The sequence below is a fragment of the Allobosea sp. 05T439 genome (assembly GCF_056396005.1).
Genome location: NZ_JBFTKP010000001.1, coordinates 256,504 through 277,526, shown reverse-complemented (window position 1 = coordinate 277,526; position 21,023 = coordinate 256,504). Strand labels below are relative to the sequence as shown.

Here is a 21,023-nt window from a genome sequence, read left to right as displayed (position 1 = left end):
GCTCACGCCGCGCAGGCCATAAACCCCTTGCGCAACTCGTTCTCGTCGAGATCGCGGCCGATGAAGACGAGACGCGATTCACGCTTCTCGTCTGCCTTCCAGTCACGCTGCAGATCGCCGTCGAGAATCATGTGCACGCCCTGGAAAACGAAGCGGCGCGGCTCGTTCTTGAAGGACAGGATGCCCTTGGAACGCAGGATGTTGGGACCCTGCGCCTGAGAGATGTCGTTGATCCACGGCATGAACTTGTCGGGATCGACATCGCCGGGGATCGTGAACGACATCGAGCGCACATCATCGGAATGATGATGGTGATGGCCGGACTCGAGAAAATCGGGCTCGATGTMGAGAATCCGATCGAGATCGAAGGCGTTGCGGTCGAGCAGCTTGTCGATCGCGACGTCGCAGCGGGTCGCCTTGTGCAGCTTGGCATAGGGGTTGATCGCGCGGATCGCCGCCTCGACCCCGGCCAGTTCCTCGGCCGTGACCAGATCGGTCTTGTTGAGAATGATGACGTCGGCAAAGGCGATCTGGTTCTTCGCCTCGGGAGCATCCTTCAGGCGGTCCTTCAGCCATTTGGCGTCGGTCACGGTGACGACGGCGTCGAGCTTGGTCGCATCGCCGACATCCTGGTCGACGAAGAAGGTCTGTGCGACGGGGGCCGGGTCGGCGAGGCCGGTGGTCTCGACGATGATCGCGTCGAACTTGCCCTTGCGCTTCATCAGCCCGTCGAGGATGCGGATCAGGTCGCCGCGGACGGTGCAGCAGATGCAACCGTTGTTCATCTCGAAGACTTCCTCGTCGGCGCCGACGACGAGGTCGCCATCGATGCCGGCCTCGCCGAACTCGTTGACGATCACGGCGAACTTCTTGCCGTGGTCTTCGGTGAGGATGCGGTTGAGGAGCGTGGTCTTGCCGGCTCCGAGATAGCCGGTGAGCACGGTAACGGGGATCTTTTCAGACATGGGACGACCTGATTGCTGCCGAGTGCCGCTCGTCAGCGCAGCTTACGCTGCGCCTGTGCCGAGCGCCTTTTCGATCTGCCTTATATTGTGTCGCATCATCTCGATGTAAGTCCCGGCAGGGCCGGATGCGGTCGAGAGTGCATCGGAGTAGAGCCGGCCGCCGATCTTGGCTCCGGTTTCGCGCGCGATCTGCTCGATCAACCGGGGATTGGTGATATTCTCGAGGAAGACCGCCGGAATTTTCTGCGCCTTAACCTGGCGAATGATGCGCGCCACGTCCCTGGCCGAGGCTTCAGCCTCGGTCGAAACACCCTGTGGCGCCACGAATTCAATGCCATAGGCCCTGACGAAATAACCAAAGGCATCGTGCGACGTGATGGCCTTGCGTCGGTCGACCGGGATGCGGGCTACGGCAGCCTGGATCTCGCCTTGAAGTCCATCGAGCTTGCCGAGATAGGCCGCGGCATTGGCCTCGTAAGCCACCTTGCCGGCAGGGTCGGCCGCGCTCAGCGCATCGCGGATATTCGCGACATAGAGCCTGGCGTTGACGACGCTCTGCCAGGCATGAGGGTCGTCCCCGCCCGCATGATCATGGCCGCCCGACTTGCCGTGGTCATGATCGTCGTCCTGCAGCTTCAGGGGAGAGATTGCCCGCGTCGCCGTCACGACGGTTGCGCTCGTGCCGGAGGACTTGATCAGCCGGGACAACCAGCCTTCGAATTTGAGCCCGTTGATCAGGACCAGCTTCGCCGCCGCCACGCTCTTCGCATCGGCCGGCGTCGGCGAATAGACATGCGCATCGCCATCAGGGCCGACGAGAATCGTCACCGCGACGCGTTCGCCGCCGATCTCCCTGGCGAAGTCGCCAAGGATCGAGAAGCTCGCAACGACCGGCAGTTTCTCCTGGGCACGCGCGATCAGCGGCGCGGCCGAGAGGGCCAGTCCCGCGGTGAGCCCGGCGATGAGGCAACGACGATTCAACATGCGGCTTTCCAGCGAATAATGAAACACTATAACATTACTAACGTTGGAGATGGGACCGAGGCAAGAGCCGGCGTGCGAGCCCGMCCTGCGTGCMGAACAGGAGTGAGCCGAGATAGAGTGCGCCGGCGGACAGGATGACGGCTGGGCCCGCGGGAAGATTGCTGCCGGCCGAGTATGAGACAACCAGCCCGGCATAGCCGGACAGGATACCGAAACCGGAGGCGAGCAGGATCAGTCGCGTGATGTCGGCTGTCCAGAAGCGCGCTGCGGCAGCAGGCAGCATCATCAGGCCGACCGCAAGCAGGGTGCCGAGCGCATGGAAACCGGCGACCAGATTGAGCACGACGAGGCCAAGGAAGGTGAGATGCACGACACCGCCGGAGCGGCTGACCGAGCGCAGGAAGCCCGGATCGACGCATTCGAGCACGAGAGGGCGATAGGCCAAGGCCAGCGTGACCAGGGTCAGTGTCGCGACACTCGAAAGCAGCACCAGCACATCGTCATCCAGCGCCAGCACATTGCCGAACAGGACATGGAAAAGGTCGACCGCCGAGCCGCGCAGCGAGACGATGGTGACGCCGAGCGCCAGTGAGATCAGGTAGAAGGCGGCAAGCGAGGCATCCTCCTTCATCACGGTCAGCCGGGCGACCGCGCCGGCCGCCAGCGCGACGGCAAAGCCGGCGACGAGGCCGCCAATCGTCATGGCTGGCAGCGAGAACCCGGCGACGAGATAGCCGATGGCAGCGCCGGGCAGGATCGCATGTGCCATGGCGTCGCCGGTCAGGCTCATGCGTCGCAGCATCAGGAAGACGCCGATCGGCGCGCCGGAGACGGCGAGCGCGAAGACGCCGACAAGGGCCCGGCGCATGAAGTCGAATTCGGCGAAGGGGCCGATGAAAATATCGTGGAGCATCGGCGTGCCAGGTTTGCGGAAGGTTCAGGCCGCGTCGCGGTCGCAGGCGGGCGCATGGCTGTCGAAAGCCTCGACCATGCGCCGGGCCTTGAGCTGGTTTTCAGGCGTCAGGACGTCGTTGGTCGCGCCCCAGGCGACAGCCTCCCGGGCCAGCAGCAGCGTCTCGGGGAAGGCGCGTTTCACCGTCTCGATATCGTGGAGGACGGCAACCACGGTGCGCGCCTCGCCATGCCAGCGTTGAACCAAGGCGAGCAGATCGGCCGTGGTCCGAGCATCGATGGCGGTGAAGGGTTCGTCGAGCAGAATGATATCGGCGTCCTGCAGCAGCAGGCGGGCGAAGAGCGCGCGCTGCATCTGGCCGCCGGAGAGATTGCCGATGGGGCGGCGCTCGAAGCCGGTCAGGCCGACGGCGGCGATCGCTTCCTCGATCCTGGTCCTCGCTCCAAAGCCGATGCGGCCGAAGATGCCGGCCTTGCCCCACAGCCCCATGGCAACGAGATCGTAGACATGGATTGGGAAGGAACGATCGAGCTCCGCCGATTGCGGGAGATAGGCGAGGCGCTTGCCGCGGGCGAGAGTCAGGTGCCCGTCGAGCGGGGTCAAGGCACCGGCAATGGCCTTCAGCAGCGTCGATTTTCCGGCGCCATTCGGTCCGACGATCGCAGTCAGGCTTCCGGCGGCGATTTCGCCGGAGAGGTGATGAACCGCCGGGTGACGGTCATACCCGAGCGTGAGGTCATCGAGGCGAATGGCGGGCACGAAGGGCAGCTTTCGTCAGGAGATGACTGCAAATGTGGCAAGCCAGAGCAAGGCGATGATGCCGAGCGCGAGCCCGAGCCGACCCGCCGCCGAAAGGCGCAGCAGCGACCAGCCCGGATCTTCCGAGAGGGCAGCGGCTGCGGGGCGGTGCGAATGGCTCATGGCTGAATGATATAATGTTACGCGATCTCCGGAGCAAGCGAGATCGCGATTGTTGTCGGCTTCCGGCCGTGGCGTTATCCACCATGGTCAATGGCAGCAGAACCGGAGCGCGCGCGTGAGTGGTGAGCGAGTGACCTTCAGAGCCGTCCGTGACKGCGTCGTCACGGAAATTCCGGCCGATGCGATCGAGATCGGCCTGCCTGACGGGCTGAGTTTCCGCATCATGGCCTTTGCCGGCCGCAAGGGGGCCGCGGCGCTGCACATGCCGGCCGATCATCCGGATGCGCCGAGTTTCGACGTGTTCAACGTCGAGCCCGGCGCCGCCAATACCCTGTTCGTGTCAGTGGAGCGGGTGCGCAAACGCCAGATGGAGGGCTGAACCAGTTCCCGCTCAGAACGGCAGATACTGGTACAGCCAGGTTTCGGTCAGGACGGTGTCGCCGCMGCGCAGGAAGCAGCGCATCTCGACCGGATCCGCTCCCTCGACCGTCAGGTCGAATTGCGCGCGCCAATGGCCGGGCACGTCGTTCGGCACGGCCTCGGCGAAGACATAGGAGAACGCGCCGCGCGAGGCCGAGAGCACGACCTCGGGCTTCACGCCGAAGGGAATGTTCTCCAGCACCGGGCCTTTGAACTCGACCATGAATTTGCGCACGCCCTTCGGCCGGGTGGTCCCGGGCTGGCCGCCATTGCCGAGCCGTGTCGCGACGACGCGGCCGAGCGGCGAGGGGAAGGGCTCGTCCGCGAGCCAATGCAGCTTGTAGTGGAACTCGTAGGCGGCCCCGGCCTTGGCGGGACCCTCGGGCACCCACATCGCGACGATATTGTCGTGAATCTCGTCGTCGGTCGGGATCTCGATGAGCTGAACGGCGCCTTTGCCCCATTGGCCGATCGTCTCGATCCAGAGGCTGGGGCGGCGCTCGTAGAAGACGCCGTCGAGATAATGACCGACCTCGCGGTCGCGCTGCATCAGGCCGAAACCGCGCGGATTGTTGTCGACGAAGGACGAGGCTGTGGTGCGGCTGGGGTTGTTGAGGGGGCGCCAGGCGCGCTCTCCGGAGCCGGTCCAGAGCGCGAGGCCGTCGGAATCATGCACTTCGGGGCGCCAGTCGACGGCGGTCGATTTCGCGGTCTCCGAATACCAGTACATCGAGGTCAGGGGCGCGATGCCGAGCCGGGCGACGTCATTGCGCAGGAAGATCGCCTTCTCGATCTCCATGTCGACGCCCTTGCCTCTATGCATCCGGAAGCGATAGGCGCCGGCGACGCTGGGGCCGGAGAGCAGGGCATAGACAACGACGTACTCGGCCGAGGCCTGCGGCGTCTCCAGCCAGATATGGGTGAAATCCGGAAACTCTTCAGGCTTGCCGCCGACGGCCGGATCGATGGCAAGGCCGCGGGCAGACAGGCCATATTGATAGAGTTCGCCGATGGCGCGGAAATAGGAGGCGCCGAGGAAGGCGACCCAGTCATTCTTCTGCCAGTCGAGCTTCTCGCCCTTGCGGCCGGGATGTCCGGAGCGGCTCTCCTGGAAGCGGAAACCCGCGAAACCCGCTCCCGCCGGCAATTGGCGCGCCGGTGAATCCGCCGGCATCTCGAAATAGCTCTCGTCATAGACGATCTCGCGCGCCTTGCCGCTGTCCAGGACATGCATGCGCACCGGCTTCTGGAAGTAGCGGCCGAGATGGAAGAAGGTCACCGGCCAGGGCGAGGGACCGTTCGCCCACAAGGCCATCTCCGGCTTGAATTTGATCTTGCCATGGGCGTCGTAATCGATCCGCTCCAGGATATCGGCGCGCGGCGGCGGGGGCGGCGCATAAGGCTTGTTCGCGAGGTCGCGGGCGCGCGCCTTCAGCCCTTCGAAGCTGAACGCCTCAGCCTCGCCGAGCTTCAGCCCCTGCTGCGCCAGGGCTGCCGGTGCGAAGCCGAGCGCGGCGAGCGCCGCCGTGGCGCTTGCGCCGGCGAGCAGCGTGCGGCGGTCCAGGGAAGGCGATTTCGTGCGGGCTTGCATGGTTGGACGGATCTCGGAACGCTTCTGAGGGAATATTGTCCGGGCTAACCTGTCCAAAGGGCAAGGGCAACCAGGCTCGGGAGCCTGCCGGATGCACCGGAAAAATGGCGAAAGCGTCACGGGCGCGCGGCGGAGCTGCCCCGGCAATGCATTTCCTGGGCTTTCCTTGTCTCAACGGGCCGTTCTACAAGGGTTAAAGCCCGGCCGCTCGTGCTGGGAACTAAGGTTCTGGGAGGATCCATGAAGACGCTGTTTCGCGGCCGGTCTCTGGCCGGTATCGCTACCGCCTTGCTGATCGCCGCTGCTCCTGCGGGCGCTCGCGCGCAAGAGTTCGTCAACGTGCTGACCGGAGGCACCTCCGGCGTCTATTATCCGATGGGCGTTGCCCTCTCGAAGATCTACGGCGAGAAGATTCCGGGCACCCGCCCGACGGTGCAGGCGACCAAGGCATCAGTCGAGAACCTCGTGCTCCTGCAGCAGGGGCGTGGCGAACTCGCCTTCACGCTCGGCGATTCCCTCGATGCGGCCTGGAAGGGCGATGAAGATGCCGGCTTCAAGAGCCCTCTGAAGAAATTGCGCGGCATCACCGCGATCTATCCGAATTTCGTGCAGATCGTCGCGTCCAAGGAAAGCGGCATCAAGACGCTCGCCGATCTCAAGGGCAAGCGGCTTTCGGTGGGAGCCCCGAAATCCGGCACCGAGCTGAATGCGCGCGCGATCCTCGCGGCGGCAGGCCTGGCCTACAAGGACCTTGGCAAGATCGAGTATCTGCCCTTCGCCGAATCGGTCGAGCTGATGAAGAACCGCCAGCTCGACGCGACGCTTCAGTCGGCGGGCCTCGGCGTGGCCTCCATCCGCGATCTCGCATCCTCGGTCGAGATCGTCGTCGTCGAAGTGCCGAAGGCGGTCATCGACAAGGCCGGAGCGCCTTTCGTCAGCGCGACCATTCCCGCCAACACCTATGGCGGCCAGGCGGCCGCGGTGAACACGGCGGCAGTGGTGAACTACCTCGTCACTCATGAGGGGGTGAAGGAGGAGCTCGTCTACCAGATGACGAAGAATATCTTCGATAATCTCGGGGAACTTGGCGCAGCGCACTCGGCCGGCAAGGCGATCAAGCTCGAGAGCGCGCTCGAGGGCATGCCGGTGCCGCTGCATCCGGGCGCGGCGCGCTATCTGAAGGAAAAGGGCCTCAAGGTCGGGTCCTGATCAGCTCTCGCATTTAACTCTCCCGGCGCTGGCCTTCGGGCAGGCGGCGCCGGCGCATGCGCACGCCATTGGGGATATGCGACGCGATGACGAGTCAGACGGACCAACTGCACGCGCTTTCGGGCGCGAGCGAAACGCCGGTCGAGAATGCGGCGCTCGACAATTTCGAGCACGGCTTTCCGCCGGGTTTCGGGCCCGGCCGCTGGGGCTTGCTAGCCTATGCCGTCGCGCTCGCATTCGCCTGTTTCCAGATCGCGATCTCAGCCTGGCATGTGCTGCCGAGCCAGGCGGTGCGCGGCGTCCATGTCGGCTTCCTTCTGCTGCTCAGTTTCGGCCTCGTCGCCAATTTCAAGGCGAAGACCAATGCAGGGCGCTGGGCTGGCTGGGCGCTGGGTGTCATCGGTTTCGGTGTCGGCCTCTATCAGCTCGTCTTCTACGCCGATCTGATCCTGCGCGATGGCGATCCCTCGACCGCCGATCTCGTGGTTGGAACGCTGCTGATCGTTCTCATCTTCGAGGCCGCGCGGCGGCTGATGGGCAATGCCCTGCCGATCATGTGCGGTGTGTGCCTGCTTTACTGGTTCTTCGGCCAGTACCTGCCGTCGCCGCTCAATCATCGCGGCTACGGTTTCGATCAGATCATCGGCCATCTGTCCTTCGGCACTGAGGGGTTCTACGGCGTGCCGACCTATGTGTCGGCGACCTATATCTTCCTCTTCATCGTCTTCGGCTCCTTCCTGGAGAAGGCCGGGATGATCCACCTCTTCAATGACGTTTCGCTTGGGCTCTTCGGCAGCGCGCGTGGGGGCCCCGCCAAGGTCGCGGTGTTCTCCTCCGGCCTGATGGGCATGATCTCGGGCTCGGGTGTCGCGAATGTCGTCACGGTCGGGCAGTTCACGATCCCGCTCATGATCAAGTTCGGCTATCGGCGCGCCTTCGCCGCCGGAGTCGAAGCCACTGCCTCGATGGGCGGGCAGATCATGCCGCCCGTGATGGGGGCGGCCGCCTTCATCATGGCCGAGACGCTGGGCGTGGATTATTCGGAGATCGTCAAGGCCGCAGCAATCCCGGCAGTGCTCTATTTCGCCTCGGCGTTCTGGATGGTGCATCTCGAGGCAGGCAAACACGGCCTCAAAGGCATCGAGCGGCGCTTGCTGCCCAGCCCGCTCAAGGCCCTGCGCGAGCGCTGGTATCTGGCGCTGCCGCTCGCCGTGCTGGTCTTCATGCTGTTCCACGGCTTCACCCCGCTCTTCGCCGGCACGATCGGTCTAGCGCTGACCGTTGGCCTGCTGCTGGGCACCGGTGTCGCGCTCGGGTTCAAGACGATGACGCTGCGGGTGATCTTCTGGGTGGGCCTCGGCCTGATTGCGGGTGCGCTGCTGCGCAACGGGATGGACGTCAGGGTTGTCGCAGGGCTGATCGCCGGTTTGATCGCCCTGAACGCCCTCACCATCGGCGGTCGCGCCACGCTGGTGATCTGCCGCAATGCGCTGGCCGATGCGGCCAAGACCGCGCTGCCTGTTGGCATCGCGTGCGCGATCGTTGGAACCATCATCGGCCTGATGACGCAGACGGGCATCGGCACGACCTTCGGCGCCTGGGTCATCGGGCTCGGCAAGACCAGCCTGTTCCTGGCATTGGTCCTGACGATGATCCTGTCGATCCTGCTCGGCACCGGGATCCCGACGATCCCGACCTACATCATCGTGGCAGCCTTGGCGGCCCCTGCGCTGGAGCAACTCGGCGTACCGCTGATCGTGAGCCACATGTTCGCGTTCTATTACGGCATCATGGCCGATCTCTCGCCGCCCGTGGCCCTGGCGGCGCTCGCGGCAGCGCCGATTGCGAAGGAAAATCCGGACAAGATTGGCTGGGAGGCGATGCGGGTGGCGCTTGCGGGCTACGTCATCCCCTTCATCGCGGTCTATTCGCCGGCACTGATGCTGCAACAGGGCGATCCGATGTCGGCCGTGATCGGCTTCTGGCCTTCGGTGATCTACGCCGTTTTCAAGGCCAGCGTCGCCATCGGTCTCTTCGGGATCGTTGCCATCGGCTATCTGTTCGACCGTCTCAACGTGACGGAACGCATCCTCGCCTTCGTGGCTGCGGTGTTCCTGTTCGGAGAGTTCGCCTATAGCGACGCGCTCGGCTATCTGCTCGCTGCCGCGTTGGTTGCACGCCACTGGAGGGAGACGCGCGGCCAGCGGGCGAGCAGCACAGCGTGAGCCTGTGCCTGGCGGCCGGCGCACTCGTCGTCGCGCTCGGCGCCGACGAGATCACGCTCGGCTGGCGGCATTCGGTACAGAAGACGCTGTGGGAAGAGGTCTGGAGGGAGACGCCAGACGGTCTGCGGCTCGTCGAGGCCCGCATCGAAGGATCAGGAGCCGGCATGGACCCGCCCGACGGCGCGAGATTGCGCGACGGCTTCTGGCGCTGGACACCGGCCTTGCCGGCACTCCCCGAGGTCGTGATGCGGCGCTCGGGCGCGACGGCGGACTGGACGATCTGTGTCGGGGCAGCTTGCCGGCCAATGGGCAGCTATCTGCCCGAAGAGGCCGATCCGGTCGTTCTCAAACCCTGCGGCTGAGGCCGTGTGGCTGAGTTCAGTGGCGCTCGCCGATATGCTCGAACTTGAACACGCGACGCATGAAGGCGAGCATCCCGTAGGCCGCGAAGCCCGAGAACAGAGCCATCAGAATATAGCCGACGATATGGCCGAGCTCGAAAAGCCCGGCGAGGGCCCAGCCCGATGCCAGCGCGACGCCGAAGAGTTCGACAGCGATCAGGATGCCCAGCGAGATCACCATGATCAGGGTACGCCAGGTGCCACGCTCTTCAGCCATGTTCGTTCCTTGAGAATTCATGCGCGCTACGACCTAGCCGACGCGCTGCCGGCATGCAACAAAATCGCGCCACTCGGCAAATGGTTGCTCCCCGCTGGATTGAAAACCCCTCGATGATCGATACGCCTGTTTTCTCGACCGGGGCCGCTGCTGCGCCGCATCGTCTTGCTTCGGAAGCCGGACGCGCTGTTCTCGCCGAGGGGGGCAATGCGATCGAGGCCATGGTGGCGATGGCGGCGACCATTGCCGTGGTCTACCCGCATATGAACGCCATCGGCGGCGACGGATTCTGGCTGGTGCACGAGCCTGGCGGCAAGGTGCATGCGATCGAGGCCTGCGGCCCGGCGGGCGCATTGGCGACAATCGAACGCTATCGCGAGAAGGGACATGACAGCATCCCCTCGCGCGGCGCCGATGCGGCGGTGACGGTTGCCGGTGCGGTCGGCGGTTGGCAGGCCGCTCTGGAGCTGGCGAAGGCACTCGGCGGGAAAATGCCGGTGCGCGATCTGCTCGCCGATGCGATCACTCATTGCGACGCCGGTTATGCCGTCTCGGATTCGGAGTTGCGGACCTGGCCGCAGGAGGCCGAGGCCACCAAGCTTGCACCGGGTTTCTCGAGTTTCTTCTGGCCGGGCGGCGAACGGCCGACAGCCGGTGCGCGCCGGAAGCCGGACGCGCTCGGCGGGACCTTCAAGCAGCTTGCCGATGCCGGGCTCGATGATTTCTACCGCGGCGATATCGGTAGGGAGATCGGCGCCGATCTCGATGCGATCGGCGCGCCGGTTACGCGGGCGGATCTCGCGGGCTTCAAGGCGCGCATGGTGCAGCCGCTGTCGCTGAAGCTGCCGGGTCTGACCGTCTATAACTTCCCGCCTCCGACCCAGGGGCTCGCCTCGCTGTTGATCCTCGGCATCTTCGAGAAGCTCGGCGTGACGCGGGCGGAGGGTTTTGACCATCATCACGGGCTGGTCGAAGCGACCAAGCGAGCCTTTGCCATCCGCGATCGGCAGATCACCGATCCGGCCCACATGAAGGCGGATCCTGCGAGCTTCCTCACGGATCCGGTCCTCGCCCGCGAGGCGGCGGCGATCGATCGCAAGCGGGCCGCGAGCTGGCCCTTCGCGCCGCGCGAGGGCGACACGGTCTGGATGGGCGCGATCGACGGCAACGGGCTCGCCGTCTCCTATATCCAATCGATCTATTGGGAATATGGCTCGGGATGCGTCCTGCCCAAGACCGGCATCCACTGGCAGAATCGCGGCGTCTCCTTCTCGCTCGACAAGGCCGCGCTGAATCCGCTGGCGCCGGGCCGCAAGCCCTTCCACACGTTGAATCCGCCGCTCGCCCGCTTCGATGACGGGCGCGTGGTATCCTATGGCGCGATGGGCGGCGACGGCCAGCCGCAGTTCCAGGCGCAGATCCTGACGCGCTATCGGTTCGGCCAGAATCCCGCGACCGCAGTCGATGCGCCGCGCTGGCTCTTCGGCAAGACCTGGGGTGCCGGTTCGCTTTCGCTCAAGCTGGAAAGCCGGTTCGATCCGATGCTGCTCGCGAGGCTCACTGCCGCCGGCCACCCGGTCGAGGAGTACAGCGAAGCCTATGCCGACAGCTTCGGCCATGCCGGCATGCTGGTGAAACATCAGAAGGGCCATGTCGAAGCGACGCATGATCCGCGCTCCGATGGCGATGCGAGGGGAGTTTGAGCTTGATGGTCAAGGACGATCCCTTCCGCTGTTTCATGCCCTATCCGGACGCGCCGGTTAAGAACGCGCCGGATGGCCCGCTCGCCGGACTGACGCTCGCGGTCAAGGACCTGTTCGACGTTAAGGGCTACCCCACGGGGGCGGGTTCGCCGACGGTGCTGGCGCAGTCGGGGATCAAGACCAAGACGGCGCCGATCGTGAAGGCGCTGCTGGATGCCGGGGCTCGATTCGTCGGCAAGACGATCACCGACGAACTCGCCTTTTCGATGAATGGCAAGAACGCGCATTTCGGCGCGCCGATCAATCCGGCTGCGCCCGACCGCATCACCGGCGGCTCGTCCTCGGGCTCGATGGCGGCCGTTGCCGGCAAGCTTGCCGATATCGCGCTTGGCTCCGACACGGGCGGCTCTGTCCGCGCGCCGGCGAGCTATGGTGGGCTGTTCGGCATCAGGCCGACACATGGCCGACTTTCACTGAAGCGGACCTGGCCGCTGGCCGAGAGCCTGGATACACCGGGCTGGTTCGCGCGCGACGGCAAGACCTTTGCCCGCGTCGCCGATGTCGTGCTCGGCAAGGATCGGTCGGTCCTGCCGGAGATCCCGCGTCTCCTGCTGGCACAGGACATGTTTGCGCAAGCGACGCCGGATGCCGAGAATGTGCTGCGCAATGTCGTGCAGCGCGCGATGCCGCTGATGGGTCAGCCCGAGACCGTCAAGGTCGCGCGCGATATCGATGCGCTCTATTGGGCGTTCCGCTGGGTGCAAGGGCGCGATGCCTGGAACGCCGACGGCGTGATGATCGAGCGGTTCCATCCGCCGCTCGGACCGGGCGTCTCCGAGCGCTTCGCCTTTGCGAAATCAGTGAGTGACGAGGACTACGCCAAGGGCGAAAGTCTGCGCAAGGCCTTCCGGGCCAAGCTTGCGCGGCTGCTGGGCTCGGACGGTGTCTTGATCCTGCCGACGGTGCCGGATATCGCGCCGCTGGTCAGCGCGACCGAAGGCGAGCTGGAGGATTTCCGCAACCGGGCACTGCGGCTACTCTGCCTGTCCGGGCTCTCCGGCTTTCCGCAGGTGACGATTCCGGCGGCCCAGCGCGACGAGGCGCCGCTCGGCCTGTCTCTGATCGGGCCGAAGGGCTCGGACAAGTCGCTTGTGCATTTCGCCGTCAAGTTCGAGCGGGCGGCACGGATCAGGATTGCGTGAGGAGGCTGCCATGAGCGGGCACGATCACCACCACCATCATCACGACCATGACAATCACTTCACGCCGATCGAGGCGCGGGTGAAGGCGCTGGAAACGCTCCTCGTCGCCAAGGGCTATGTCGACCCGGCGGCGCTCGATGCCATTGTCGAGACCTACGAGACCAAGGTCGGCCCGCGCAATGGCGCGCTGGTCGTGGCGAAGGCCTGGACGGACCCCGCTTTCGCAGAACGGCTCAGGCAGGACGGCACGGCGGCCGTCGCCGAGCTCGGCTATGGCGGCCGTGGCGGGGAGCATATCGTTGCGGTGTTCAACACTCCCGACGAGCACAATCTGATCGTCTGCACGCTGTGCTCCTGCTATCCGTGGCCGGTGCTCGGCCTGCCGCCGGTCTGGTACAAGTCGCCGCCCTATCGCTCGCGCGCCGTCATCGATCCGCGCGGCGTGCTGGCCGATTTTGGCGTGACGCTGCCCGCGGGCCAGCGCATCCGGGTTTGGGATTCAACCGCCGAGACGCGCTTCCTCGTCATCCCGCAGCGCCCTGCCGGTACCGAGGGCTGGGACKAGGAGAGGCTTGCCGGCATCGTCACGCGGGATTCGATGATCGGCGTCGGGTTGCCGAAGGCGGGAGCGTCAGCATGAATGGCGGGCAGGATCTCGGCGGCCAAATGGGCTTCGGGCCCGTTATGCCGGAGCCGAACGAGCCGGTCTTCCATGGCGGATGGGAGAGCCGCATGCTCGCGCTGAACGTCGCGGCAGGCGCCATGGGGCACTGGACCATCGACGAGATCCGGCATGCGCGCGAGAGCATCCCGCCGGCAGATTACCTTTCCTTCTCCTATTACGAGATCTGGTACGAAGGGTTGCGGACGGTGCTGCAGCGGCACGGCTTTGCGACGCCGGCCGAGATGGACAGCGGGACATCCGCAGGGGCAGGGACGACGCCTAAACGGGTGCTGAACGGCGCAGATGTCCCAGCCGTGTTGCGGCGTGGCTTTCCCTATGAGCGCGAGGCTTCGGCGTCGGCGCTGTTTGCTGTCGGCGATCGTGTGCGCGCCATCGTGATGCACCCGGCCGGCCATACTCGCCTGCCACGCTATGCCCGCGGCAAGCTCGGCCGGATCGAGGCAATCCGCGGCAACCACGTCTTCCCCGATACCGGCGCCCATGGTGCACCGGAAACAGCGCAATGGCTCTATACCGTGGTCTTCAGTGGCCCCGAACTCTGGGGCCGCGATGCGGACCCGACGTCCAGCGTCAGCGTCGAGGCGTGGGAGAGCTATCTTGAACCGGCCTGACGCAGCCCTTGCCGATGCGCTCGCAGCGGGCACGCCGATCCCGCGCGATGCGGAAGGGCCGGTCTTTGCGGAACCCTGGCAGGCCCAGGCCTTTGCGCTGGTCGTTGCGCTGCAGAACCGGGGCATCTTTTCCGCGCAGGAATGGGCGCAAGCCCTCGGGGCCGAAATCCGGGAGGCGGTCGCGGCCGGCGGCTGCCGCGACGGTTCCGATTATTACGAACGCTGGTGCGAGGCGCTGGAGCATCTCCTGATCGCCAAGGGGCTGGCCTCGCATGAGGGCGTCGAAGCGCTCGCGGCGTCCTGGGAGCGCGCGGCCGAGGCGACGCCGCATGGCAAGCCGATCCTGCTGGAGAACGACCCGCAGCGCGTGAGCTGAGGCGCGCAACGCTTCGGCATCACTGCGGCGTGGACTTGTCACATGAGTTTGTCGGGCGCTGGATAGGGGACGACATCGCGATCGGCATCGGCTCTGCTTTCGGAGAAACATGCGGTCTGGGAGGCCCTGATGAAAAAGACGATGACTTGCCTGGTCGGCCTTGCCGGTTTGTTGCTGACCGCGCCTGCCCATGCGGCCGATCCGGCCCTCAACGGGCGTATCGAAAAGCTCACCCGCAACACGCAATGGACGCAGAAAGCTGCCGTTCCGCTGCAATTCCCGACACATCACCCGCAAGGCATGCTGAAGATCGGCGATGCCTTCTTCGTCTCCTCGGTCGAGATCACGAAGCCGACGACCCGCTTCTCCGAACCCCGCGATGGCTATGATCGTGATACCGGCGAGGGCGTCGGCCATCTCTTCAAGGTCGATGCCGAGGGGAAGCTCCTGGCCAGCATCACGCTCGGCGAGGGCTCGATGTACCACCCCGGCGGGATCGACTTCGATGGCAAGCATATCTGGGTGACGGTTGCCGAGTATCGGCCGAATAGTCAGTCGATCGTCTACAAGGTCGATCCGGAGACGCTGAAGGCGACCGAGGTGCTGCGCTTCAAGGACCATATCGGCGGCATCGTCCACAATACCGACGACAAATCGCTGCATGGGGTAAGCTGGGGTTCGCGCCGCTTCTACAAATGGACCCTGGACGGCGAGGGCCGGGTGACCAATCCAGACGTGGCGCCTGAACAACTGCGGGTCATCAATCCCGCGCTCTATATCGACTATCAGGACTGCCACTATATCGGCATGAGCCGGATGCTCTGCTCCGGCCTCAACGCCTATCGCGCGACGAAAGACGGACCGATCTTTCGCCTCGGCGGGTTCGAGATCGTCGACCTCAGGGATAATCGGCCCGTCTATCAGGTACCGATCGAGCTCTGGTCGCCGTCTGGATTGCCGATGACGCAGAACCCGTTCTGGGTCGAGCCGACTGCTGACGGCGTGCGGGCCCATTTCATCCCGGATGACGACAAGTCGGTGCTCTTCACCTACGAGGCGACGGCCAAGTAAGGGCGACGAAGCAAAACGGACGCAAGCGCGGCGGCATCGGGGGCTCAGCTTCCCTGGGTCACCCAGAGTCCGAGGAAGAGTGCTGCGCCCAGCACGGCGACGAAAGCGGCGGCGAGCAGTTCGAGCCCTGCGATCACTCTTGCTCCGCGCAGGCTGCTGCCTCCGGCCAGTTTCAGGGCTGCGAACTTGAAGAAGACCGCGAGCGCAGCAAGCGCTCCCGTGGTCAGGGCCGTGCCGAGCGCCATGGCGAAGGTCGCGGCGATGCCGGCCCAGAGCAGCCCCTGCGAGAAGGCGAAGACGAGAATAATGAGAGCGCCGGCGCAAGGACGCAGGCCGGCCGCGAAAACCACGCCGGCCATCTCACGCCAGCCGCGCAATCGGGCGATCTCGTCGGGACCGGGCATGTGAACATGGTCGCAGGCCGGATCATGGGCGGCGGCATCGCCCGACAGGGCGAGCAGCGCCCCGGCCTTGCGCCAAAGCACCCATAGTCCGACCAGCCCGACCAGCGCGAAACTCGCCTGCTCGATCAGCGTCGTCGTCGCGCTCATGGTCGCAGCGGTCGTTCTCAAGGCGATCGTCAGGGTCAGGACCAGTGCAATGGCGACCAGCGCCTGGAGGATCGCGGCGGCAAAGCTCAAGGCGAGGCCACGCCTGAGGCTGCGATTATCGGCGACGATATAGCCGGAGATCACTGCCTTGCCGTGGCCGGGGCCGGCTGCATGAAAGACGCCATAGCCGAAGGCCAGAGCAAGCAAGCCGGGCAGGGCTGCGCCGCTGGCGTGGATCGCCTTCAGCGTCGCGGTGAGTTCGCGATAGAAGGCCGATTGCCAGGACAGGAGCAGCGCGCCGATGCCCGTCGTCGAAGGCAGGGCCTCGCGGGGCAGGGCAGTCCCGAAGGGGTTGCGCGGTGGCGGGGGCGGTGGTGGGCTTACGCTGGCAATCACATTGGCCAGCACGGCAAGGGTGCCGGCAACGGCCAGAAGCGCGAGGGCCATCAGGGCGAGCCGACGCGAGACGATCGGCAGGCGTAGCGATGTCGAACGCGCGAGACTCAGGGACATGCGACCAGCGCGCGCGTCGTGACCTGGTATCCGCTCATGTCGGGCTGGGCTGTGATGTCTTCCTGCGCGAGCTTCTGCTGGACGGCAGCGTCGAGTTTGGGCGGACGAGCGATGCGGACGACGCAGCCCTTGGGTGCATCGCGCGCGATCACGGCGTCAGCGGCCTCGGCGATGTCGAAGGCGACGAAATAGGTCGGGTCACCGATCTCGATGCCGAAGGACCGATTGGCGGTGGCTGGCTGCTTGAGGGGCAGGACATAGGTCAAGGTCAGGATCTTGTTCTCGAAGGCGAGCGCAGCCTCGCTTGGCTCGCCGAAGGCCTGCACCTTGCCGTTCGCCTTGGCGATGGTGAAGAAGCCGACATCGGGCAGGGATTCCATGTTGACCTTGGCGAGCTCCGTCAGCTCGTCGGGCGTGAGCTTGCCGTCGCCATTCTTGTCGAGCCCCTGCGTGATGAAGGCGGAATAGGCCTCGTCAAAACTCCAGATATGCTTCAGAGCCTTCACGCTGCCGTCGGGGGCGTAGATGATCTCGGTGCGCGCACTGACGAAGACATGGGGATGCGCGGCCGCGAGGCCGGTGAACCCGAACCAGGCCGCAAGTCCGGCGAGAATGAGAAGGCCGCGGCGGCATCGGGTCACGACAGGGAATCCCTCGATTTCAGCGGCGAAGCTGGCCCGACATGGTTAACCAACCGTAAACGGCGGCCGATGCCAAGGCCGGTTCAAGCCCACCCATCACTCGCAAAGGGGGCCAAATCGCGGCGCATTCTGGAACGATCCCAGGGTGATTGACCGTAACGAGGCGATATGTCAGCATTACTGACATAATATCAAGTTGGAGGCCGGACCAACTGGCCCCATTCTGCCGTAACGGGACGATCGGGGAGGTCGGCCATGGCCGAGATGGAACAGAAATCCGGCACCGCAGACCTGGCCGAGGCCGGCCTGTTGCGCGAGGTCGCGCTGGACGACAAATACGACCTTTCGAAACAGCAGATATTCCTGACCGGAACGCAGGCGATCGCCCGCATGCTGATGGTCCAGCGCGAGCGCGACCGCCGCGCCGGCCTGAACACGGCGGGCTTCGTTTCGGGCTATCGCGGCTCGCCGCTGGGAGGGCTCGACCAGCAATTGCTACGGGCCGGCAAACAGCTCAAGGCCTCCGATATCGTCTTCCAGCCGGGGCTGAACGAGGATCTGGCCGCGACCGCGGTCTGGGGCACGCAGCAGGCCGAGCTGCAGGGCGAAGGCAAGCATGACGGCGTCTTCGCGCTCTGGTACGGCAAGGGCCCGGGCGTAGACCGCAGCGGCGACGTCTTCCGCCATGGCAACATGGCCGGCACCTCGCCCCATGGCGGCGTCATCTGCCTGATGGGCGACGACCACACCGCTGAATCGTCCACCAATGCGCATCAGACCGAGTTCGTCTTCGTCGACCGGATGATGCCGATCCTGAACCCGGCCGGTGTTCAGGAGATCATGGATTATTCCCTGCACGGCATCGCGCTCTCGCGCTTTGCCTCGGTCTGGGTCGGCATCAAATGCGTGAAGGACAATATCGAGTCGACGGCCTCCGTCGATGGCTCGGTCGACCGGGTCAAGATCGTGACGCCGGACGATTTCATCATGCCGCCGGGCGGGTTGAGCATCCGCCGCGAGCTGGATTTCGTCGATCAGGAGAAGCGGCTGCATATCCACAAGCGCGCCGCGATGCTTGCCTATCTGCGTGCCAACAAGCTCAACCAGACCATCACATCCGGGGGGAAGAAGCCGCGCATCGGCATCATCACCGTCGGAAAATCCTATCTCGATGTCCGCCAGGCGATGGAAGACCTCGGCATCGATGAGGTTCGCGCCAATGACCTCGGCATCCGGCTGTTCAAGGTCGCCTGTCCCTGGCCGATCGATCCGAGCGAGTTGAAGGATTTTGCCTCAAAGCTCGATCTCGTCATGGTGGTCGAGGAAAAGCGCTCGCTGATCGAGGTGCAGGTCCGCGAGGAGCTCTATGGCTCCAAGCACCAGCCGATGGTGATCGGCAAGAAGGACGAGAAGGGCGAATGGCTCTTTCCGGTCCATGGCGCGCTCGATCCCAACGACGTCGCGATCGCGCTTGGCGCGCGGCTGCTGCAATACAAGGACGACCCTGTGCTACGGGGCCGGCTCGAGGAGATCGCCCAGGCGCAGGGGCGCCTCGCCGAGGCGCAGGATATCGCCAAGCGCACGCCCTATTACTGCTCGGGCTGCCCGCATAACAGTTCCACCGTGGTGCCCGAAGGCTCGCGCGCCTATGCGGGCATCGGCTGCCATTACATGGTGCAGTGGATGGACCGGAGCACTGCAGGCTTCACCCAGATGGGCGGAGAAGGCGCGAACTGGATCGGCGAAGCGCCGTTCTCGACGCGCCAGCACGTTTTCCAGAATCTCGGCGACGGCACCTATACACATTCCGGCTCGCTCGCGATCCGCTGGGCGGTCGCTGCTGGCGTCAACGTCACCTACAAGCTGCTCTATAACGATGCGGTCGCCATGACCGGCGGCCAGCAGGCGGAAGGGCATCTGACGCCCGACCAGATGGCCCGCCAGATCGCAGCGGAAGGCGTGCATCGCGTCGCGGTGGTCAGCGACGAACCGGACAAATACCCGCCGGGCACGCAATGGCCCGCCGGCACGACGATCCATCATCGCGATGACCTCGATGCCGTGCAGCGCGAGCTTGCGCAGGTTCCGGGCGTGTCGTTGCTGCTCTACGACCAGACCTGCGCCACCGAGAAGCGCCGCCGGCGMAAGCGTGGCGCCTATCCCGATCCCGACAAGCGGGTGATCGTCAACGAACTCGTCTGCGAAGGCTGCGGCGATTGCGGCGTGCAGTCGAACTGCGTCTCGGTGCAGCCGCTGGAGACCGAGTTCGGCCGCAAGCGCCAGATCGACCAGTCGAACTGCAACAAGGACTTTTCCTGCGTGAAGGGCTTCTGCCCCTCCTTCGTTACCGTGCATGGCGCCCGGCCGAAGAAGGCGGCGCCGCGCCGGCTCGATGCCGGCGCGCTCAGCGCAGGCGAGCTTCCAGAGCCGCAGGTTCCGGCCCTCGATCGCAGTTTCGCGGTCGTTGTCACCGGTGTCGGCGGCACCGGCGTGGTGACGATCGGCGCCATTCTCGGCATGGCGGCGCATCTCGAGGGCAAGGGCTGCGGCATGATCGACATGGCCGGTCTTGCCCAGAAGGGCGGGGCGGTCTTCAGCCATGTCAAGCTCGCGCCGCGGCCCGAAGACATTCACGCCATTCGCGTCGCCGCCGGTCAGGCGGATCTGGTGCTCGGTTGCGATCTCACCGTCACTGGCTCGAAGAAGGTCCTTGGCGCGATACGACCGGACGGCGCGATCGTCGTGGTCAATACGGCCGAGAGCATGCCGGGGGATTTCACCCGCAATGCCGATTTCTCGCTGCCGATCGAGCGGCTGAAACGGGCGATCATCTCGGCATCAGGGCGTGAGCGGACGCATCTCGTCGATGCGACGGCGGCTGCGAACGCTTTCCTCGGCAACGCCATTGCCGCCAACATGTTCATGCTCGGTTATGCGTGGCAGTTCGGCGGCGTGCCGCTGTCGCGCGCCTCGCTGCTCCGAGCGATCGAGCTCAACGGCGAAGCGGTCGCCATGAACAAGCAGGCCTTCGAGCTCGGCCGGCGTGCGGCGCATGATCCGGACGCTCTGATCTCTGCCCTTGCGGAGGCCAAGGCGCCGACACGGGCGCGGCATCTCTCCGAGACGCTGGAAGAGATCATCGCGCGTCGCGTCGATTATCTCACTGCCTACCAGAATGCGGCCTATGCGGCGCGCTATCGCCATCTTGTCGCGCGCATCCAGGTCAAGGAAGTGCAGGTCATGCCGGGGCAGGGCGCGCTTGCCGAAAGCGTGGCGCGCTATCTCTTCAAGCTGATGGCCTACAAGGACGAGTATGAGGTTGCGCGGCTCTATGCCGATGGCTCGTTCCAGAAGCAGGTGGCCGCCACCTTCGAGAAGGACAGCGCTTCGGGTGAGAGGCTGCGCTACGAGTTTCATCTCGCGCCGCCTCTGCTCGCCAAGGTCGATCCCCATACCGGCCTGCCGCGGAAGATGAGCTTCGGCCCCTGGATGATGAAGGCCTTCGGCCTGCTGGCGAAACTGAAGGGCCTGCGCGGCACGGCCTTCGACATCTTCGGCCGTACCGAGGAGCGCAGAATGGAGCGCCGGCTGATCGCTGAATACGACGCGCTGATCGGCGAGCTGGTGAACCGGCTGACACCGGAGAACCATGCGCTCTGCGTGGCACTGACGGCAATTCCGGAGAAGATCCGTGGTTTTGGCCATGTCAAGGAACGCCACCTCAAGCAGGCCAAGGCCGAGGAGACCGATCTCCTGGCCCGGCTGCGTGACGGCTCGGCTGCGGCATTGGCCATGCCGAGAGCGGCCGAGTAGACGGACCTGAC

At 65.1% G+C, this 21,023-nt stretch carries 20 protein-coding genes; 11 read left to right on the top strand and 9 right to left on the bottom strand.

Annotated elements, in window-relative coordinates:
* Positions 1 to 2 precede the first annotated feature (2 nt).
* The 5 genes from AC1DIO_RS01230 to AC1DIO_RS01210 are packed head-to-tail and all read right to left on the bottom strand — an operon-like array spanning position 3 to position 3,783.
* On the bottom strand, positions 3 to 965 hold the full coding sequence (locus AC1DIO_RS01230) for a CobW family GTP-binding protein (protein WP_476853041.1): 963 nt from the start codon (positions 963 to 965) through the stop codon (positions 3 to 5).
* A 42-nt stretch (positions 966 to 1,007) separates the two neighbouring features.
* Positions 1,008 to 1,949, bottom strand: a complete 942-nt coding sequence (locus AC1DIO_RS01225) for a metal ABC transporter substrate-binding protein (protein ID WP_441504306.1) — start codon at positions 1,947 to 1,949, stop codon at positions 1,008 to 1,010.
* 37 nt (positions 1,950 to 1,986) lie between these two features.
* Positions 1,987 to 2,862, bottom strand: a complete 876-nt coding sequence (locus AC1DIO_RS01220) for a metal ABC transporter permease (protein WP_476853040.1) — start codon at positions 2,860 to 2,862, stop codon at positions 1,987 to 1,989.
* Positions 2,863 to 2,886: 24 nt separating this feature from the next.
* A complete protein-coding gene (aztA, locus tag AC1DIO_RS01215) occupies positions 2,887 to 3,621 on the bottom strand; it encodes a zinc ABC transporter ATP-binding protein AztA (RefSeq protein WP_476775344.1) in 735 nt (244 codons plus the stop codon).
* Between the two features lie 15 nt (positions 3,622 to 3,636).
* Positions 3,637 to 3,783: a hypothetical protein gene (locus tag AC1DIO_RS01210; protein WP_441504308.1), complete on the bottom strand. Its 147-nt coding sequence runs from the start codon at positions 3,781 to 3,783 to the stop codon at positions 3,637 to 3,639.
* A 115-nt stretch (positions 3,784 to 3,898) separates the two neighbouring features.
* Between AC1DIO_RS01210 and AC1DIO_RS01205 the strand changes: the two genes are divergently transcribed.
* Positions 3,899 to 4,162, top strand: a complete 264-nt coding sequence (locus AC1DIO_RS01205; protein WP_476853039.1) for a hypothetical protein — start codon at positions 3,899 to 3,901, stop codon at positions 4,160 to 4,162.
* A gap of 12 nt (positions 4,163 to 4,174) precedes the next feature.
* Here the strand turns inward: AC1DIO_RS01205 and AC1DIO_RS01200 are convergent, their stop codons facing one another.
* Entirely contained in the window at positions 4,175 to 5,794 is a 1,620-nt protein-coding gene (locus tag AC1DIO_RS01200) for an OpgD/OpgG family glucan biosynthesis protein (RefSeq protein ID WP_476853038.1), read from the bottom strand.
* Positions 5,795 to 6,034: 240 nt separating this feature from the next.
* Here AC1DIO_RS01200 and AC1DIO_RS01195 point away from each other — a divergent pair, with 240 nt between their 5' ends.
* The 3 genes from AC1DIO_RS01195 to AC1DIO_RS01185 all read left to right on the top strand — a co-directional run bounded on the left by AC1DIO_RS01195 (position 6,035) and on the right by AC1DIO_RS01185 (position 9,590).
* On the top strand, positions 6,035 to 7,003 hold the full coding sequence (locus tag AC1DIO_RS01195; protein WP_441487871.1) for a TAXI family TRAP transporter solute-binding subunit: 969 nt from the start codon (positions 6,035 to 6,037) through the stop codon (positions 7,001 to 7,003).
* An 86-nt stretch (positions 7,004 to 7,089) separates the two neighbouring features.
* Complete coding sequence (locus tag AC1DIO_RS01190; protein WP_441487872.1) at positions 7,090 to 9,228, top strand: TRAP transporter permease; 2,139 nt, start codon at positions 7,090 to 7,092, stop codon at positions 9,226 to 9,228.
* Positions 9,225 to 9,590: a DUF1850 domain-containing protein gene (locus tag AC1DIO_RS01185; RefSeq protein WP_441487873.1), complete on the top strand. Its 366-nt coding sequence runs from the start codon at positions 9,225 to 9,227 to the stop codon at positions 9,588 to 9,590. Before AC1DIO_RS01190 ends, AC1DIO_RS01185 begins: the two co-directional genes overlap by 4 nt.
* Before the next feature lie 16 nt (positions 9,591 to 9,606).
* On the opposite strand, the gene AC1DIO_RS01180 is transcribed toward AC1DIO_RS01185, so the two are convergent.
* The gene (locus AC1DIO_RS01180) at positions 9,607 to 9,846 is read right to left on the bottom strand and encodes a hypothetical protein (RefSeq protein ID WP_441487874.1); all 240 of its coding nucleotides are present in this window, start codon (positions 9,844 to 9,846) and stop codon (positions 9,607 to 9,609) included.
* 113 nt (positions 9,847 to 9,959) lie between these two features.
* On the opposite strand from AC1DIO_RS01180, the gene AC1DIO_RS01175 reads away from it, so the two are divergent.
* The 6 genes from AC1DIO_RS01175 (at position 9,960) to AC1DIO_RS01150 (ending at position 15,494) form a co-directional block, all read left to right on the top strand.
* Positions 9,960 to 11,549: a gamma-glutamyltransferase family protein gene (locus AC1DIO_RS01175; RefSeq protein WP_441487875.1), complete on the top strand. Its 1,590-nt coding sequence runs from the start codon at positions 9,960 to 9,962 to the stop codon at positions 11,547 to 11,549.
* Between the two features lie 5 nt (positions 11,550 to 11,554).
* The gene (locus AC1DIO_RS01170; RefSeq protein ID WP_476853037.1) at positions 11,555 to 12,751 is read left to right on the top strand and encodes an amidase; all 1,197 of its coding nucleotides are present in this window, start codon (positions 11,555 to 11,557) and stop codon (positions 12,749 to 12,751) included.
* A 10-nt stretch (positions 12,752 to 12,761) separates the two neighbouring features.
* On the top strand, positions 12,762 to 13,391 hold the full coding sequence (gene nthA, locus AC1DIO_RS01165; RefSeq protein ID WP_476853036.1) for a nitrile hydratase subunit alpha: 630 nt from the start codon (positions 12,762 to 12,764) through the stop codon (positions 13,389 to 13,391).
* Positions 13,388 to 14,047, top strand: a complete 660-nt coding sequence (gene nthB / locus AC1DIO_RS01160; RefSeq protein ID WP_441504312.1) for a nitrile hydratase subunit beta — start codon at positions 13,388 to 13,390, stop codon at positions 14,045 to 14,047. Before nthA ends, nthB begins: the two co-directional genes overlap by 4 nt.
* Complete coding sequence (locus AC1DIO_RS01155; RefSeq protein ID WP_441504313.1) at positions 14,034 to 14,423, top strand: nitrile hydratase accessory protein; 390 nt, start codon at positions 14,034 to 14,036, stop codon at positions 14,421 to 14,423. Before nthB ends, AC1DIO_RS01155 begins: the two co-directional genes overlap by 14 nt.
* A gap of 129 nt (positions 14,424 to 14,552) precedes the next feature.
* Positions 14,553 to 15,494: a DUF6454 family protein gene (locus AC1DIO_RS01150; RefSeq protein ID WP_441504314.1), complete on the top strand. Its 942-nt coding sequence runs from the start codon at positions 14,553 to 14,555 to the stop codon at positions 15,492 to 15,494.
* Between the two features lie 44 nt (positions 15,495 to 15,538).
* On the opposite strand, the gene AC1DIO_RS01145 is transcribed toward AC1DIO_RS01150, so the two are convergent.
* Positions 15,539 to 16,558 carry a nickel/cobalt transporter gene (locus AC1DIO_RS01145; protein ID WP_476853035.1) on the bottom strand — a complete coding sequence of 340 codons (1,020 nt, stop codon included), beginning with the start codon at positions 16,556 to 16,558 and terminating at the stop codon, positions 15,539 to 15,541.
* Positions 16,549 to 17,199 carry a DUF1007 family protein gene (locus AC1DIO_RS01140; protein ID WP_441504316.1) on the bottom strand — a complete coding sequence of 217 codons (651 nt, stop codon included), beginning with the start codon at positions 17,197 to 17,199 and terminating at the stop codon, positions 16,549 to 16,551. Before AC1DIO_RS01140 ends, AC1DIO_RS01145 begins: the two co-directional genes overlap by 10 nt.
* Before the next feature lie 255 nt (positions 17,200 to 17,454).
* Between AC1DIO_RS01140 and AC1DIO_RS01135 the strand changes: the two genes are divergently transcribed.
* The gene (locus tag AC1DIO_RS01135; protein ID WP_476853034.1) at positions 17,455 to 21,012 is read left to right on the top strand and encodes an indolepyruvate ferredoxin oxidoreductase family protein; all 3,558 of its coding nucleotides are present in this window, start codon (positions 17,455 to 17,457) and stop codon (positions 21,010 to 21,012) included.
* Positions 21,013 to 21,023: the final 11 nt, after the last annotated feature.